The 16,643-nt window shown below is 63.4% G+C and carries 10 protein-coding genes and 2 tRNA genes; 5 read left to right on the top strand and 7 right to left on the bottom strand.

The window, feature by feature from the left end:
• Positions 1 to 142: 142 nt before the first annotated feature.
• Positions 143 to 1,501, top strand: coding sequence for a DNA recombination protein RmuC (gene rmuC, locus CXQ80_RS17830; protein ID WP_178080838.1), 1,359 nt, complete (start codon positions 143 to 145; stop codon positions 1,499 to 1,501).
• Here the strand turns inward: rmuC and CXQ80_RS17825 are convergent.
• A complete protein-coding gene (locus CXQ80_RS17825) occupies positions 1,473 to 4,949 on the bottom strand; it encodes a hybrid sensor histidine kinase/response regulator (protein ID WP_101321715.1) in 3,477 nt (1,158 codons plus the stop codon). The genes rmuC and CXQ80_RS17825 overlap by 29 nt on opposite strands.
• 208 nt (positions 4,950 to 5,157) lie before the next feature.
• On the opposite strand from CXQ80_RS17825, the gene CXQ80_RS17820 reads away from it, so the two are divergent.
• Positions 5,158 to 7,032: an MFS transporter gene (locus tag CXQ80_RS17820; RefSeq protein ID WP_101321714.1), complete on the top strand. Its 1,875-nt coding sequence runs from the start codon at positions 5,158 to 5,160 to the stop codon at positions 7,030 to 7,032.
• A 496-nt stretch (positions 7,033 to 7,528) separates the two neighbouring features.
• Here the strand turns inward: CXQ80_RS17820 and sugE are convergent, their stop codons facing one another.
• The 3 genes from sugE to rdgC all read right to left on the bottom strand — a co-directional run bounded on the left by sugE (position 7,529) and on the right by rdgC (position 9,917).
• The gene (gene sugE / locus CXQ80_RS17815; RefSeq protein WP_101321713.1) at positions 7,529 to 7,846 is read right to left on the bottom strand and encodes a quaternary ammonium compound efflux SMR transporter SugE; all 318 of its coding nucleotides are present in this window, start codon (positions 7,844 to 7,846) and stop codon (positions 7,529 to 7,531) included.
• A gap of 114 nt (positions 7,847 to 7,960) precedes the next feature.
• The gene (locus CXQ80_RS17810) at positions 7,961 to 8,926 is read right to left on the bottom strand and encodes a bile acid:sodium symporter family protein (RefSeq protein WP_101321712.1); all 966 of its coding nucleotides are present in this window, start codon (positions 8,924 to 8,926) and stop codon (positions 7,961 to 7,963) included.
• 73 nt (positions 8,927 to 8,999) lie between these two features.
• Positions 9,000 to 9,917 (bottom strand): recombination-associated protein RdgC, encoded by a 918-nt coding sequence (gene rdgC, locus CXQ80_RS17805; RefSeq protein WP_101321711.1) that lies wholly within the window; start codon positions 9,915 to 9,917, stop codon positions 9,000 to 9,002.
• 206 nt (positions 9,918 to 10,123) lie between these two features.
• Here rdgC and CXQ80_RS17800 point away from each other — a divergent pair.
• The 3 genes from CXQ80_RS17800 (at position 10,124) to CXQ80_RS17790 (ending at position 12,152) form a co-directional block, all read left to right on the top strand.
• Positions 10,124 to 10,199 (top strand) — tRNA-Val (locus tag CXQ80_RS17800).
• A 13-nt stretch (positions 10,200 to 10,212) separates the two neighbouring features.
• Positions 10,213 to 10,289 (top strand) — tRNA-Asp (locus CXQ80_RS17795).
• Between the two features lie 156 nt (positions 10,290 to 10,445).
• Entirely contained in the window at positions 10,446 to 12,152 is a 1,707-nt protein-coding gene (locus CXQ80_RS17790; RefSeq protein WP_101321710.1) for a molecular chaperone HscC, read from the top strand.
• A gap of 48 nt (positions 12,153 to 12,200) precedes the next feature.
• On the opposite strand, the gene CXQ80_RS17785 is transcribed toward CXQ80_RS17790, so the two are convergent.
• The 3 genes from CXQ80_RS17785 to map all read right to left on the bottom strand — a co-directional run bounded on the left by CXQ80_RS17785 (position 12,201) and on the right by map (position 16,438).
• On the bottom strand, positions 12,201 to 14,849 hold the full coding sequence (locus CXQ80_RS17785) for a J domain-containing protein (RefSeq protein ID WP_101321709.1): 2,649 nt from the start codon (positions 14,847 to 14,849) through the stop codon (positions 12,201 to 12,203).
• The gene (locus tag CXQ80_RS17780) at positions 14,846 to 15,538 is read right to left on the bottom strand and encodes a DUF1266 domain-containing protein (protein ID WP_101321708.1); all 693 of its coding nucleotides are present in this window, start codon (positions 15,536 to 15,538) and stop codon (positions 14,846 to 14,848) included. The genes CXQ80_RS17785 and CXQ80_RS17780 overlap by 4 nt, the downstream gene beginning before the upstream one ends.
• A gap of 108 nt (positions 15,539 to 15,646) precedes the next feature.
• Complete coding sequence (map, locus tag CXQ80_RS17775) at positions 15,647 to 16,438, bottom strand: type I methionyl aminopeptidase (protein ID WP_101323090.1); 792 nt, start codon at positions 16,436 to 16,438, stop codon at positions 15,647 to 15,649.
• Between the last annotated feature and the right edge of the window lie 205 nt (positions 16,439 to 16,643).

Genomic DNA, 16,643 nt, shown 5'->3' with positions numbered 1-16,643 from the left:
CCTCTGGATAGACGCAATTGAGGTAGCTATGGCGGTCGATCTGCTCAGCATCGTGCTGGGCCTTGTAGCAGCGGCAATTCCTTGCCTAGGCTGGGTCTGGCACCTACAGCAGCGCCATGCTGCCCAGCAGCGCCAATGGGCCTTGCTCGAAGAGCGCCTGAGCACGGCATTGCTCGCGCAGCAAGGGCTGCAGGCCCAGCTTGACGCCAGCCGTGACGAAATCAGCGACCTGGCCGAGGCCAATAGCGCCAAGCAGGCCAGCCTGGCCGCCCAGGGCCGCGAAGTCGAACTGCTGCAGGTCGAGCGTGACAATGCCCGCGACGCCGCCCATGCCTGGCAACTCGAACGCAGCAACCGCGAGTCCGAGCTGCGCCGTCTGGAAGCCCATGCCGCCGGCTTGCAAGCCGAGCTGCGCGAGCAGCAGGAGAGCCATCAGCAGCGCCTGGAAGACCTGCAAGAGGCCCGCGACACGCTGCGCGCGCAGTTCGCCGAAATGGCTACAAAGATCTTCGACGAGCGCGAGCAGCGCTTCACCCAGACCAGCCAGCAGCAACTCGGACAGTTACTTGATCCGCTCAAGGAACGTATCCATGCCTTCGAGAAGCGCGTCGACGAAACCTACCAGCAGGAGGCCCGTGAGCGCTTCTCGCTGAGCAAGGAGCTGGAGCGTCTGCAGCAGCTCAACCTGCGCCTGTCGGATGAAGCCACCAACCTCACCCAGGCGCTCAAAGGGCAAAAGACCCAAGGCAACTGGGGCGAGCTGATTCTTGAGCGGGTCCTCGAACACGCAGGGCTGGAGAAGGGCCGCGAGTACCAAACCCAGGTCAGCCTGAAAAGCGCCGACGGCGAGCGCTTTCAGCCAGACGTGCTGATCATGCTGCCCGGCGACAAGCAGGTGGTGGTCGACGCCAAAGTCAGCCTGACGGCCTATCAGCAGTGGGTCAGCGGCAATGACGAAGCGGCGCTCAAGCAGCATGTGCAATCGCTGCGCAGCCACGTCAAAGGCTTGTCCGGCAAGGACTACAGCCGCCTCGAGGGGCTGCATAGCCTCGATTTCGTGCTGCTGTTCGTGCCGATCGAAGCGGCTTTCTCCGCGGCATTGCAGGCCGAGCCGAACCTGTTCCAGGAGGCCTTCGATCGGCAGATCGTGATTGTCAGCCCTACCACCTTGCTGGCCACCCTGCGCGTGATCGACAGCCTCTGGAAGCAGGAGCGCCAGGGCCAGAACGCGCGGGAAATCGCCGAGCGGGCCGGCTGGCTGTACGACAAGTTCGTCTTGTTCATCCAGGATCTGGACGAGCTCGGCAGTCGCTTACAGCAGGTCGACAAGGCTTACTCCGCTGCGCGCAACAAGCTCTGTGAAGGGCGTGGCAACCTGATCAGCCGCAGTGAGCAGCTCAAGTTGCTCGGCGCGCGGGCCAGCAAGAGCCTGCCGGCGGACTTGCTGGAGCGCGCCTTGAGTGACGAAGCGCTTACTGAACCAGGCTCAGATGGCGGTTGAGCAGAGCGCGCAAGGCGGCTGGCTTGACCGGCTTGGCCAGGTAATCGAGGCCGGCGGCGTGGACCATGGCAATGGTTTCGCTGCGGCCATCGGCGCTGATCACCACACCCGGCACCGGCTCACCGAGGCGCGTGCGTAGCCAGGCCATCAGCTCGGTGCCGGTGTCGCCTTCATCCAGGTGAAAGTCGACCAGCGCCAGGTGCGGGCGCATGCCATTGGCCAGCAGCGCTTCGCATTCCTGACGATTGCGCGCAGTCCAGACCTGACAGCCCCAGCGGCTGAGCAGGCTGTTCATGCCGAGCAGGATGCTGTCTTCGTTGTCGACACACAGCACCTGCAGGCCCGCCAGCGGTTGCCCCGGCTGCTGTTCAATGGCTGCAGCCGGCGCGACGCTGCCGCTGGCAATCGGCACACTGACGCGGAACACGCTGCCCTTGCCCGGCCACGAGCGCACTTCCAGGGCATGGCCGAGTACCCGGCACAGGCCATCGGCGATCGCCAGGCCCAGGCCCAGGCCTTTTTCGGCGCGGGTCTGGTGGCTGTCCAGGCGCTTGAACTCCTGGAAGATCACCTGCAGTTTGTCGTCGGTGATGCCCGGGCCGCGGTCCCACACTTCCAGCCATAGCCGGCCGCCCTTGCGGCGCACGCCAAACAGGATCGGGCTTTTGCCGTAACGCAGGGCATTGGTCAGGAAGTTCTGCAGCACCCGGCGCAGCAGCTTGATGTCGCTGTCCACCCGCAGGCGGCTGCCACGGACACGGAACTCCAGGCCCTTTTCTGCCGCCAGCACTTTGAACTCGGCGCCCAGCGCGTCGAACAGATCGCTCAGGGCAAAGGCTTTCACGTCGGGAGTGATCTTGCCGTTTTCCAGGCGCGAGATGTCCAGCAGGTCGCTGATCAGCTCTTCAGCCGAACGCAGCGAGCTGTCCATGTGCTGCACCAGTTGCTGGGACTCGCTGCTCATGCCTTCGGCTTGCTGCGACAGCGCTGCCGAGAACAAGCGTGCAGCGTTGAGCGGCTGCATCAGGTCATGACTGACCGCGGCGAGGAATCGGGTTTTCGACTGGCTTACGGCCTCGGCCCGGCTCTTCGCCTCGGTCAGCGCCTGGTTGAGCTGGGACAACTCATGGGTGCGTTCGGCGACCCGTTGTTCGAGGCCTTCGTTGGCCTCTTTGAGGGCCTGCTCGGCCTCGCGGAACGGGGTGATGTCGGTAAAGCTCATGACAAAACCACCACCCGGCATCGGGTTGCCGATCAGCTCGATCACCCGGCCATTGGGGAACAGCCGCTCGGAGGTGTGCGCCCGGCCCTGGCGCATCCAGTGCAGCCGGCGCGCCACATGCACCTGCGCCTCGCCCGGGCCGCACAGGCCGCGGTCGGCGTTGTAGCGGATGATATCGGCGATCGGCCGGCCAACGCTGATCAGCCCCTCAGGGTAATTGAACAACTCCAGATAACGCCGGTTCCAGGCCACCAGGTGCAGGTTCTGGTCAACCACGCTGATGCCCTGGTTGATGTTCTCGATGGCACCCTGAAGCAACGCACGGTTGAACTGCAGCACCTCGCTGGCCTCGTCGGCGATGCGCACCACGTCTTCCAGCTGCATGTCGCGGCCTTCGATGGCAGCCTTGACCACGGCGCGGGTCGAGGAGGTGCCGAGTACGCCGGCGAGTAGCCGTTCGGTGTGTTCGATCCAGTCGCCATCGGCGTTCTGGTTGGGGTTGAAGCCCTTGCCCTGGCGGTAGGCGAAGCGAATGAAGCTCTGCCGGGCGCGTTCTTCGCCGACAAAGCGGGCGGCGAGGTTGAGCAGGTCGTCGATCTGCACCGCCAGCAGCGAACGGCTGTTGGGCCGCTCACTGGTTTGCTGGCCGATGAACCGGCCCGCCTGCCAGTGCTCGGACACGCGCGTGCGCGACAGGATCGAGACCCAGGCAAACAGGATGAAGTTGCCCGCCAGCGACAGCACCACACCTTGGGTCAGTGGCGTGATCGGCAGGTTCAGTGGGTTGCTGTCGAGCCAGGTCAGGCCTGGGAACAGTTGCAGCGACCAGCCCAGGCTGTGCGCGGTAATCGGCAGCACCAGGGTGTAGAACCAGAGGAAGATCCCCGCCGCCAGCCCGGCGAATACGCCACGGCGGTTGGCCTGCTTCCAGTACAGCGCGCCGAGCATCGCCGGGGTCAGCTGGGTGACCGCAGCGAAGGCGATCTGGCCAATGGTCGCCAGGCTCGCGGTGGAGCCCAGCAGGCGGTAACTGACATACGCCAGCAACAGGATTACCACGATGGTCACCCGGCGCACCGAGAGCATCCAGTGGCGGAACGCTTCGAACGGGCGCTCGGCGTTTTTGCGCCGCAGCAGCCACGGCAGCAGCATGTCGTTGGAGACCATGGTCGACAGCGCCACCGCCTCGACGATGACCATGCCGGTGGCCGCTGAGGCGCCGCCGATAAAGGCCAGCAAGGCCAGGCTTGGATGCGCTTCGGCCAGTGGCAGGCTGATCACGAACGAGTCGGAGATCACCGTGCCCGGCAGCAGCATCTGCCCAGCCAGGGCAATCGGCACCACGAACAGCGCTGCCAGTACCAGGTACATCGGGAACACCCAGCGCGCCGTGCGCAGGTCCTGCGCTTCGATGTTCTCGACCACGGTGACGTGGAATTGCCGCGGCAGACAGATGATCGCCATCATTGCCACCCCGGTCTGGACCACCATCGACGGCCAGTTGATGGTCTCCTGCCAGTAACTCTCCAACTGCACCGACTGGCGCGCCTGGGTGAACAGGTCGTCGAAGCCGTCATACAGGTTGAACACCACGAACACGCCCACGGCAAGAAATGCCAGCAGCTTCACCAGCGCCTCGAAGGCAATCGCCAGGACCATGCCGCGGTGGTGCTCGGTGACGTCCAGGCTGCGCGTGCCGAACACGATCGAGAACAGCGCCAGCACCAATGACACCACCAGTGCGGTGTCTTGCACACGGGTGCCGGTGGCATCGGCATTGGCGCCGATCAACAGGTTGACGCCGAGCACGATGCCCTTCAGTTGCAAGGCAATGTAGGGCAGTACGCCGACCAGGCAGATCAGCGCCACCACCACCGCCAGGCTCTGCGACTTGCCATAGCGTGCGGCGATGAAGTCGGCAATCGAGGTGATGTTCTGCTGCTTGCTGATCAGCACCATCTTCTGCACGACCTGCGGCGCGAACACCAACAGCAGCACCGGTCCCAGATAGATCGGCAAGAACGCCCAGAGCTGTTCGGCGGCCTGGCCGACCGCGCCAAAGAATGTCCAGCTGGTGCAGTACACGGCCAGCGACAGGCTATATACCCAGGCGCGCAGGCGCGGCGGCAGAGGCGTGCTGCGGCGGTCGCCGTAAAAGGCGATGGCGAACATGATGGCCATATAGACCAGGGCGACCACGGCGATCAGCCCGCTGGACAACGACATGAAAACTCCGCAGCAATAGGGTAGAGCGTGGGCCCGGTGAACAAGTCTGGCATGTGCCTTGCGCGTCGTCAGCGTCGACCATGGTCGCAGTGGCGTGTCGTCGCAGTGCGGCCTGAGGGCAGGCGACCTGCATCTGGATGTGGCGCAATGACGCTCAGGTGCATTCTAATCAACAAACAGCCACCGGCATCACTCAGGGAATCGATTGATGAGTCACCCCTCGCAATTTACCTTGCTCGGCAAGCGGCGCTTCTTGCCGTTTTTCATCACCCAGTCACTGGGCGCGTTCAATGACAACCTGTTCAAGCAGTCGTTGATCCTGGCGATCCTGTACAAGCTCAGCCTTGAGGGCGACCGCTCGATCTGGGTCAACCTGTGCGCGCTGCTGTTCATTCTGCCGTTCTTCCTGTTCTCGGCACTGGCCGGGCAGTTTGGCGAGAAGTTCGCCAAGGATGCGCTGATACGGGCGATCAAGCTGGCCGAGATCGTCATCATGGCGATCGGCGCGGTGGGTTTTGTCAGCAATCACCTGGTGCTGATGCTGCTGGCGCTGTTCGCCATGGGCACCCACTCGGCGCTGTTTGGGCCGGTCAAGTATTCGATCCTGCCGCAGGCGCTGCGCGAGGACGAGTTGGTCGGTGGTAATGGCCTGGTCGAGATGGGCACGTTCCTGGCTATTCTGGCGGGCACCATTGGCGCTGGCGTGATGATGTCGTCCAGCAGCTATGCAACGGTGGTCGCCGGCGGCATCGTCGGCACCGCCGTGCTCGGCTATCTGGCCAGCCGCTGGATCCCGCGCGCTGCTGCGGTGGCGCCGCAGATGAAGCTCGACTGGAACATCTTCAAGCAGTCCTGGGCAACCTTGCGCCTGGGGCTTGGGCAGACGCCGGCGGTGTCGCGCTCGATTGTCGGCAACTCGTGGTTCTGGTTTGTCGGCGCTATCTACCTGACCCAGATCCCGGCCTACGCCAAGGACTGGCTGCACGGCGACGAGACGGTGGTGACGCTGGTACTGACGTTGTTCTCGGTAGGCATCGCGGTGGGTTCGCTACTGTGCGAGCGGCTCAGTGGGCGCAAGGTGGAAATCGGCCTGGTGCCGTTCGGCTCGTTCGGCCTGACCTTGTTCGGCCTGCTCTGGTGGTGGCATTCGGGCGATGTGCCGAGCACCGACGTGGCGCACGACTGGCTGGCGTTGTTGGGCATGCACCAGGCTTGGTGGATCATGCTGTCGATCGTTGGCCTTGGGGTGTTTGGCGGGTTCTATATCGTGCCGCTGTATGCGCTGATCCAGGCGCGGACTGCCGAGGGTGAGCGGGCGCGGGTGATTGCTGCCAACAACATTCTCAATGCGTTGTTCATGGTGGTGTCGGCGTTGGTCACCATTGTGCTGTTGAGCGTGGTCGAGCTGACCATTCCACAGCTGTTTCTGGTGGTGTCGCTGCTTAATATTGCCGTTAACGCTTATATCTTCAGCATCGTGCCTGAATTCACCATGCGCTTCTTGATCTGGCTGCTGAGTCACTCGATGTATCGGGTCGAGCATCGGGACCTGCAGCGTATTCCAGATGAGGGGGCGGCGCTGCTGGTGTGCAACCATGTGTCGTTCGTCGATGCGCTGTTGATCGCTGGGGCGATTCGCCGGCCGATTCGGTTTGTCATGTACTACAAGATCTATAACTTGCCAGTGCTCAACTTCATCTTCCGCACCGCTGGGGCGATCCCGATTGCTGGGCGAAGTGAGGATGAAGCCACCTATGAGCGGGCCTTCGCGCGCATCGCTGCGGCCCTGACGGCGGGTGAGGTGGTGTGTATCTTCCCTGAGGGCAAACTGACGGCCGATGGTGAGATCGATGAGTTCAAGAGTGGGGTCACGCGGATTCTGCAGGAAACCCCTGTACCGGTGATTCCGCTGGCCTTGCAAGGGTTGTGGGGGAGTTTCTTCAGTCGCGATCCGGCCAAGGGCCTGTTCAAGCGGCTGTGGTCGCGGGTGACCATTGTGGCTGGGGAGGCTGTTGTTGGGGATTTGGCGGGGCCTGAGGTATTGCGGGAGCGGGTTTTGGGGTTGCGTGGGGGGCGGCGTTGAGGGTTTTCTGGACTGGGGGCTTATCCGTTTTTTGTGGTGGCTGTTAGGGCCCCTTTCGCCCTTACGGCGAGTCACTTTTTTGGCAAACGCGCCAAAAAAGTAACCACAAAAAACGTTTGGCTCCACATCCGGCCCCTGCGCTGCGCTGGCGCAGATCGAGAGCTGGGGCCGCTCTGCGGCCCTTTCGCGAAACAAGGCCGCTCCTACATTTTGACCGCGCATGATGCAATTACGCGTTGCCTGTAGGAGCGGCCTTGTGTCGCGAAGCGACCCCGGCAAGCGCTGCGGGCCAGGAGGGCCCGTTCAGCGCGGTCCTCCCGGGAGCAATACCGGAGAGAGGGAACCCCGCAGCGCAGGGGCCGTATGTGGGAGCGACGGCTTTTGGTTCGTTTTGCCGCGGACGCAGTACGACCAAACGGGACTCGCCGTAAGGGCGAAAGGGGCCCGAACAGCCGCCAAATCAAATGGATAGTGCCCAAAACAGCCAGTCACTCCATCAGCTAGCACTAACCTTCAACCCCACCAACCCAGTAATGATCAAAGCCACACTAAGCAGCCGAATCAAAGCCATCGACTCCCCAAACAGGATAATCCCGGCAATCACCGTACCGACCGCCCCCACCCCGGTCCAGATGGCGTAAGCAGTCCCCAGCGGCAACTCCTTCATGGCCAACCCCAGCAAGCCAAGGCTGATCACCATCGCCCCCACCGTAAGCACAGTAGGCAACGGCCGGGTAAACCCGTCGGTATATTTCAAACCTACCGCCCAGCCCACTTCGAACAGGCCGGCGAAAAACAGAATGATCCAGGACATCTGTGAGTCTCCATCTTATTAAGGATGGGGCCGTCCCCAGGCTGGTCACGCAGTGCGTGGTGAGGTCGTCCTCACGTGTGCACTATATTGCACAAGTGCGTTTACCAAGGCAAGTCAATGAGCCTCGGGCCTGGTTTCAACCCGGGTATGCCCCGGCTCCCGCATGCGCCGGAACCAGGTCGAAAGCAACGCACCAGAAATGTTGTGCCACACACTAAACAACGCGCTCGGCACCGCCGCCAACGGCGAAAAATGCGCCGCCGCCAACGCCGCGCCCAGCCCCGAGTTCTGCATGCCAACTTCCAGCGCCAGCGACTTGCGCTGAGCCAGCGGCAACTTGCACAGCTTGCCGGTGAGGTAGCCAAGCAAATAGCCAAAGCTGTTATGCAGTATCACCACCGCCATGATCAGCAACCCCGACTCGGCGATCTTCGCCTGGCTGGCCGCAACTACCGCGCAGACGATCAGTACGATGCTCACCACCGATACCAGCGGCAGCACCTGCACCGCAGCCTGCACCCGTGCGCCCAGCAAGCGCTGGGCGAGCACGCCGAGAATGATCGGCAGCATCACCAGCTGCAGAATCGACCAGAACATGTCCATGAACGAGACCGGTAGCCAGGCCGAAGCCAGGAACCAGATCAGCGCAGGTGTCAGCAACGGCGCCAGCAGGGTAGTCACCGCCGCGATCGCCACCGCCAGCGCCAGGTCACCCTTGGACAGCCAGACCATCACGTTCGAGGCCGTGCCACTCGGGCAGCAACCGACCAGAATGACACCGACGGCAATCTCTGCCGGAAGCTGGAACAGCTGACACAGCAGCCAGGCCATGCCCGGCATGATCACAAAGTGCGCGACCACCCCAAGCGCAACCCGCCAGGGCTGGCGGGCGAGGGCGGCGAAGTCGTCGAGCTTGAGGGTCAGGCCCATGCCGAACATCACCAGCCCGAGCAGCGGCACGATGGCCACCTTCAGGCCGATGAACCATTGCGGCTGCAGGAACGCCAGGCAGGCAAACAGTAATACCCAGAGGGCGAAGGTGTTGCCGACGAAGCGGCTGAGGGCGGCGAGGGCACGCATGGGGCAATCCTTGTTCTTCTATTAAGTAGCCAATCGATGCAGGTGGGGCTGCGCGGGCAACCCCACGCCGCAATCAGACGCCCTGCGGAATGTCTTCACCACCCAGCGCTTCAAACAGCGCCGGCAGGAACTCCTTGAAGGTCATCATCATCAGCAGGAAGCTCGCATCGAACTGCTGCTGCGCTTCTTCACCGCCGTCCTGCTCGGCCTGCTCTTGCAGCAGTTCTTCGAATTTCAGGCGCTTGATCACGGTCTTGTCGTCGAGTACGAACGACAGCTTGTCCTGCCAGGCCAAGGCCAGCTGGGTGACGACCTTGCCATTGCCCAGGTGCAGCTGGATCTCGTCGCTTTTCAGGTCCTGGCGCTTGCAGCGGACGATGCCGCCGTCTTCGTGGGTGTCACGCAGCTCGCACTCGTCCAGGACATGGAAGTCCTCAGCCGCCTGCGAAGTGACCCACTCGGTCATGGTCGCGCTAGGCGCGGCCTTCACGGTGACCGGGCGTACCGGCAGCGAGCCCATCACTTCACGCAGGGTCGACAGCAGGTCTTCGGCGCGCTTGGCGCTGGCCGAGTTGACCAGGATCAGGCCCTGACGCGGGGCGATGGCGGCAAAGATCATCGAGCGACGAATGAAGGCGCGTGGCAGGAAGGCCTGGATGATCTCGTCCTTGATCTGGTCGCGCTCCTTTTTATAGACCTTGCGCATCTGCTCGGTCTCGATCTCTTCGATCTTTTCTTTGACCGCGTCGTTGACCACGCTGCTGGGCAGGATGCGCTCTTCCTTGCGCGCGGCAATCAGCAGGTACTCGCCGCTGACGTGCACCAGCGGGGCGTCTTCACCCTTGCCGAACGGCGCGACGAAACCATAGGTGGTCAGCTCCTGGCTGGCGCACGGACGGGCCGGCTTGCTGGCCAGGGCAGTTTCCAGTGCCTCAGGCTCGAATGGGACTTCCTGGGTCAGGCGGTAGGTCAGCAGGTTCTTGAACCACATGGGGGTAGATCTCTCCTTAATGCATAAGGCGGGCATTATTCTCCGACTGGGGCCATGCGGCCAACCCTGTCAGAGGGCCATCAGGCGGTTAATGGTCAATAAAAGCCTGATAGCGCTAGGTCCTTGAAAGGCCTGCAAAATTATTTTTAAAAAGTGCTTGCCAGGGTGGTATGTCCTCCGTAGAATGCGCGCCACACCGAGACGAAGGGTGATTAGCTCAGCCGGGAGAGCATCTGCCTTACAAGCAGAGGGTCGGCGGTTCGATCCCGTCATCACCCACCACTCGATGTATAGCGCAGCGGTAGTTCAGTCGGTTAGAATACCGGCCTGTCACGCCGGGGGTCGCGGGTTCGAGTCCCGTCCGCTGCGCCATATTGAGCTTCAAGGCCCACTGAACACCTTGAAGCGACAGAGAAAGCGACCTTAGGGTCGCTTTTTTTGTTTCTGGCATTGCGTCAGAATGCCTTGTCCGCCGGTCGCGGCCAGCAGGCTGTGCTCCGGCTCTTCATTGCACGCAAGAGACCGACCATGCAGGATGCCAGTACCTCTCCAACGCCCGCCACTGCGGCGCCCTTGCTCGGTATCGACCTGGGCACCACCAACAGCCTGATCGCCGTATGGCAGGATGGCCAAGCCCAACTGATCGCCAATGCCCTCGGCGACGTACTGACGCCATCGGTGGTCAGCGTCGATGACGATGGCAGTATTCTGGTCGGCAAAGCCGCCAAAGCCCGCCTGACCACCCATCCGCTGCGCAGCGCAGCTGCCTTCAAACGGTTTATGGGCAGCGACAAGCGCTTCGAGCTGGGCGAACATCGCTTCACCCCTGAGGAACTGTCGGCGCTGGTGCTGGGTGCCTTGAAGCAGGATGCCGAAGCGTATCTGGGCTGCCCGGTCAGCGAAGCGGTTATCTCGGTTCCAGCCTATTTCAGTGACGAGCAGCGCAAGCGCACGGTGTTTGCCGCAGAGTTGGCCGGGCTCAAGGTGCAGCGGCTGATCAACGAGCCAACCGCAGCAGCCATGGCCTACGGCCTGCACGAACAAAAGTTCGAGCGCACACTGGTGTTCGACCTGGGCGGCGGCACCTTCGATGTGACCGTGCTGGAATACGCGCTGCCGCTGATCGAAGTGCATGCCTCCACCGGTGACAACTATCTGGGCGGTGAAGATTTCACCGATGCATTGTTGCTGGCGTGCCTGCGCGACTGGGGGCTCAAACTCGAGCAGCTCGAGCCACAGGCGCTGGCCAGCCTGCACGACGCCATCGACCAGTTCAAACATGCGCTGGGTGAGGGTCAATCGACCTTGACCTGGCAAGGCGACGGCCAGGCCCGTGAGTGGCAGCTCGACGAGCTCAAGCTGCAGGGCATCTGGGCGCCGTTGCTGGCTCGGGTGCGCGCACCGATCGAACAGGCCCTGCGCGATGCGCGCTTGAGCCCCAAGGAGCTCGACAGCCTGGTGCTGGTCGGCGGCGCTACGCGCATGCCGCAGGTGCAGCAGTTGGTGGCCAAGCTGTTTGGCCGGCTGCCGTACCGGCACCTGGACCCAGACACCATCGTCGCCCTTGGCGCCGCCAGCCAGGCGGCTTGCAAGGCCCGCGATGCGGCCATCGACGAATTGATCCTGACCGACGTGTGCCCGTATACCCTGGGCATTGCCTCGCAGCGTGGCGAGCAGAGCGCCGGCGCGTTTTCGCCGATCATCGAACGTAATACGGTGATCCCCACCTCACGGGTCGAGCGCTTCTACAGCACCCACCCGGAGCAAAAAACCGTGCGTATCGCGGTATACCAAGGCGAGCGTCCCTGGGTGCGCGACAATATTCTGGTCGACAGTTTCGAGGTCCCGCTGCAGTCGACCGGGCAGATCCAGTCACTGGACGTGCGTTTCAGCTACGACATCAACGGCTTGCTTGAAGTCGATGTGACATTCATCGAAACCGGCCTCAAACACAGCCACAGCATTGACCGCAGCCCGACCGGGCTGGATCAGGACGCGCGCCAGGCCAGCCATGAGCGCTTGTCGCGGCTGAAGATTCACCCACGCGATGCCTTGCCCAACCGGACCTTGCTGGCGCGGCTGGAGCGGGCCTGGATGCAGAGCCTGGGCGATGAGCGCGAGCTGATCGGCAGCTGGCTGGATACGTTCAACGGAGTGTTGGCCGGGCAGCAGGCCGGCGAGATCAGCCGCCAGCGCCAGCAATTGAGCCAGGCGCTGGACGAGCTGCGTTACTGACCTTGGCTCGGGCCGCACTGCGGCCCGTTGCCTTGCTCAGGGTGATGGCTAGCCGTTCATCCGGCGCAAGGCCGCCTGCAAACCACCCTCCAGATCGGCCGCCTTGCCCGGCACTGGCCCATAGCGGTTGGGCAGTTTGTCTCCCGGTAGGCTCACCAGTATCAGCGGCACCACCGGCAGCACCCGGCTGAGCACCACAAGCAGGATCAGCACCGGCACGCCCTGGCCAAGATCGCGCAGGCGCCGCAGCATGGCGCTGACCATCAGCAGCACCATCGGCGCTGCCATCGCCGGCAGCAAGGTCATCAGGCTGCCGCAGGCGATCACCGCTAACAGATGCAGGCCGAAGCCCTTGCGGTCGAGGCGGCTGTTGAGCTTCCACACCGCCCACATTGGCTGCGCCACCTGCTTGCTGTTGTTGCGCAGCATGCGCTCGGTCCAGCCCAGCAACGCCATGATCGCGCAGCGCAGGCCGGGGTCGAGGTCGACGTTGTCCTTGGCTTTCTGCAATCTACGCAACAACCGCGTTTTCGGCGGTGCGCAGTCATTGAGCAGGCTGTCGAGGGCATCCAGAGCGTCGTTGAACGGGGCGCTGGCCATCCCTTGTTTACGCAGTAGCTGCCCGCTTGGATGTGTGCACTTGCCGGCCACCAGGCTACGGCGTAACGGCTCGTACCAGTAGTCCTCGATGTACAGCGCCTCGAGGCGATCGCGCAGGCGGGTGCGCTGGGCTTCGTCGAGGCTGCGATCGTGATAGAGCACGGCGCAGAACAGCATTTTGCCCAGCGGGTAATCGTCGAGCACCGCCGGTTCGTTTTCCAGGCAGGTCAGCAACTGCGCAGCGGTGGGCAGGCGGCTGCTGTCGAGGGCCGTGCGCAGGCTCAGCACGCGGCTGGCGAGCAGGCCTTGCATCGGTTCGTTGTAGTCCAGCGCGGCCAGCACATCGCTGCTGCCATGCGGCCCGGCGATGGCCTGCAGCAGCGCGCTGTGCAGCGAGGCAAACGGGTGCTCGGCAGGGTAGTGCAGTTGCCCGGGCAGTTGCGGGTCGATCAACGCCAGCCAGCGGCTTGGCTGGTCGAACAGCGCCAGCATGAACAGCTGCTGACGGTGCCAGGCCCACAGTGATTCGCCTGCTGCCGGCGCTGGCAGTGGCGCGCCATGGGCGGCCAGGGCTTCCTGCGTCTGCAGGGCGAACGGCCGGGTGAACATGCGGCGCATGTCGAACTGGCTGTTGAGTTCATGCAGGGCGTGCTCGGGATACACCCGCATACGCCGCAGCCACTCGCGGCAGACCGGGCGGATGGCGTCTTCACTGAGCGCTTCAGGCAACTGTGCACGTGGATCATTGGCTGCGCAGAGATCTACCAATGCCTGCACCACCGGCGACTGTTCGAGCCAGTGCAGCTGCTGCGCCGCTTGCGCCTGCAAGCCTTCGAGGATCAGGTTATCGAGAGTGGCTTCCCGCGCTGGCTCAGCGACTACCAGACGCAGCAGCTCGGCTTCACCGCGTTGCAGGGCCCAGGCCAGCCAGTACAAGCGCTGTAAGTCTGCGTCCGGCTGCTCCTGCAGCAACCAGGCCAGCAGCGGCAATTCGTCGTCACCGTCCAGGCGCCAATCGATGAATGTCGCGGCAATGTCGCCCAGTTCAAGCCGCGCCGCTTCGAGCCAGCGCGACAAGGTCTGCGGGCTCTGCGACGGGCTACCCCAGGCCTGCGCCGGGTCGGCGAGGTCGGCCGGCCAGCTGTCGCACGGGGTCTGCAGGTCGAACGCCTGGATCAGCAGCGGCAAGCGCTGCGGCTGGTGCCGTGCGCACAGGTTGAGCAGCCAGCGCTCGGCCTGCGGGTGGCGATGTTCGCGCCACAGCCGCAGCCAGCATTCCAGTGCCTGCTGTTCAGCGCCAAGCGCCTCGGCCTGGCGCGCCAGCAGGTACAGCAGGTCGACATCGTCGGGCGCCTGTTGCAGTTGCTGCTGCACCTGCGCGTGCAGGGTCTGGCTGCCGATCCCGGCCTGGCAGAACTGCACCAGCAGGCGTTGCAGCAGAGCTTCGTCGTTGGGGAAGGCGAGGCAGGTGTGAGCCTGCACGAACTGCTCGTACTCGAACAGCGGGCGCTGATTGAAGCAGTATTCCAGGCTGCGGAAGTACCACAGCGTCTCCAATTGCGCAGCGGGTGGCCAGTCGCGCATCAGGCTGGTATCGAATGGATCGGGTTCGCTCAGGCGCTGGAGGAATGCTTCGACCTCCTGCGGGTCTTGCAGGCGCAGCAACTGTTCAGCCCAACCCAGGCGCTGTGCCAGCAGGCCGGCACAGCGGTGCGAAATCGGCCCGCAGCTGCGCAGTTCATGCAGCAGTTGCCAGCTCAGTTGTTCCAGTTCGTCCAACGGCAGTTCGTCGAGCTCGGCGATATAGCCCTGCCAGGCGGCGGGATCGAAACGCAGGGTGGGGTCTTCCAGCAACCGGTGAAAACCGCGCAATGCGCCTGACATCTCGTCAGCTCTGGCTTCGGCTTCGACCACTGGCGCGGCGTCGGCCTCGCTTTCACGGGCCAGGCGCAGCGCTTGTTCGTAGGCCTCGCGCAGCGCCTGGAAACCTTGCGGGTCAGTTTCCGGATGATGTGCCGGCAGCAGGCCGCGGTAGGCCTGGCGGATCAGATTGAGGTCCTGGGTCGGTTCCAGGCCAAGGCGTATCCAGCAACTCATGACCAGCAGTCCTCTTCCAGCGATGCCGGGCGTTCCGGTTCAGGTAATGGCAGATCCCAGCTGAGGCTGGCCAGCAGCTCGCTGGCACCCAGGCGCAGGTTGAGCAGGATGCAGCGGTTCCAGTGCTCATTGCCCTGGCGTTCGAGTTCGGCGGCGAGTGCCTGGTCGCTGCTGTCAGAGACGTTCCACAGCGCCTTGCCGAACAGGTAGCCGGCCAGGTAGCCGTCCCAGCTGTTGTAGTAATGGCGGGCACGCAAGGCCAGGCGGTAATGCAGGTAGAGGCTTTCTTCGGCAGTGATATAGGACTTTTTCAGCCCGGCGCGCAGCAGAAAGCTCATCCGCCCCAGGTCCCAGGCGCGGGTGCCGCCGGGGCCGCAGTCCGGGTAGGTGCGGGCGGCGTACTGGTACTTGATCCGGTCCCGTTCGGGCAGGCGCTCGAGCAGCGCTTGCCACTGGCTGGGCAAGCAGCGCTGGAACTGCCAGTAGGCTTCGGACAGCTCGGTGGCGTGGCCGTTGTCAGCCATGCCGAGCATGTCCAGCAACTGCGCACGGTTGCTGATGCCCCACCAGCGTTCGAGGTCGCTCTGGTCGTCGCCCTCGTGATAGTCCGGCGCGGTGTAGCTGGCACCGTTGAGGGCAGCCATCGGTGCGGACAAGGCATGCAGCCAATGCTGCGCGGTTTCTTCCATGACACGGACTCCTGGGCCGGCGCAGAACAGAGAGGACGGCCGGCCTTGCGGGTGGCGATTGTAAATAGCGGCCAGCACGGCGGCAAATGGCCTGCTCGGGATGGCGCTTCAGCTGACCGTTTTTCCGGCCAGACGTTCTTCCTCGCGCAGGGTCAGCACTTCATAACCGTCAGCAGTGACCGCAACGGTGTGTTCCCACTGCGCCGACAGCGCGCCGTCGCGGGTGATCACCGTCCAGCCATCTTTCAGCTCGCGGGTGCCGCGCGCGCCCTGGTTGATCATCGGCTCGATGGTGAAGACCATGCCAGGCTTGAGCTTCATGCCCATGCCGCGTTGGCCGAAGTGGAGGATTTCCGGTTTTTCGTGCATCTGCTGGCCGATGCCATGGCCACAGTATTCACGTACTACGCTGTAGCCAGCCGCTTCAGCGGTGCTCTGAATGGCGTGGCCGATGTCGCCCAGAGTGGCCCCCGGGCGAACTTGCTCGATGCCGCGCCAAAGCGCGTCATAAGTGGTTTCTACCAACCGCTCGGCTTCAGCGCTGATCGCGCCGATGCGGTACATCTTCGACGAGTCGGCGATATAACCGCCTTGTTCCAGGGTGATGTCGACGTTGACGATCGAGCCTTCAGCGAGCACTTCGTCAGCCTTGGGCATGCCGTGACAGACGACGTGATCGACCGAAGTGTTCAGCGAATAGGGGAAACCGTATTGGCCCTTGCTGGCGGGCCGGGCGCGCAGGGTCTGGACGATGAACGCCTCGGCGTGGTCGTTGATCTGCATCGTGGTCACGCCGGGGCGGATGAAGCCGTCGAGTTCGGCAAACACTTGCGCCAGCAACTGGCCGGCGCGGCGCATCAGGTCGAGTTGTTCGGGTGTCTTGAGGATGACTTGGGACATGTGCGCTTGAGAGACCTCGTTTGAATCAAGCTGCAGCATATCCCCTGATATTCAGCCTTGCTACCTCAGCGCCGTGCCCCAGGATGGGGAGCGGTGCACCAATACAGGCCGAAAATCGGCTGTCTCCCTGCACTGGCGTATGTAGGAGCGGCCTTGCCGGAGCGCCAGACCGGTCGGAAAGGCCAGCGGAGCTGGCCCGACGATT

Source organism: Pseudomonas sp. 02C 26, assembly GCF_002843585.1.
GTDB classification, from domain to species: Bacteria; Pseudomonadota; Gammaproteobacteria; order Pseudomonadales; family Pseudomonadaceae; genus Aquipseudomonas; species Aquipseudomonas shirazensis.
This window is presented reverse-complemented; position numbering and strand designations above follow the sequence as displayed.

Coding starts and splice junctions, on each gene's coding strand:
- CXQ80_RS17825 (WP_101321715.1), bottom strand. CDS start 4,949: ATGTCGTTGTCCAGCGGGCTGATCGCCGTGGTCGCCCTGGTCTATATG.
- CXQ80_RS17820 (WP_101321714.1), top strand. CDS start 5,158: ATGAGTCACCCCTCGCAATTTACCTTGCTCGGCAAGCGGCGCTTCTTG.
- sugE (WP_101321713.1), bottom strand. CDS start 7,846: ATGTCCTGGATCATTCTGTTTTTCGCCGGCCTGTTCGAAGTGGGCTGG.
- CXQ80_RS17810 (WP_101321712.1), bottom strand. CDS start 8,926: ATGCGTGCCCTCGCCGCCCTCAGCCGCTTCGTCGGCAACACCTTCGCC.
- rdgC (WP_101321711.1), bottom strand. CDS start 9,917: ATGTGGTTCAAGAACCTGCTGACCTACCGCCTGACCCAGGAAGTCCCA.
- CXQ80_RS17790 (WP_101321710.1), top strand. CDS start 10,446: ATGCAGGATGCCAGTACCTCTCCAACGCCCGCCACTGCGGCGCCCTTG.
- CXQ80_RS17785 (WP_101321709.1), bottom strand. CDS start 14,849: ATGAGTTGCTGGATACGCCTTGGCCTGGAACCGACCCAGGACCTCAAT.
- CXQ80_RS17780 (WP_101321708.1), bottom strand. CDS start 15,538: ATGGAAGAAACCGCGCAGCATTGGCTGCATGCCTTGTCCGCACCGATG.
- map (WP_101323090.1), bottom strand. CDS start 16,438: ATGTCCCAAGTCATCCTCAAGACACCCGAACAACTCGACCTGATGCGC.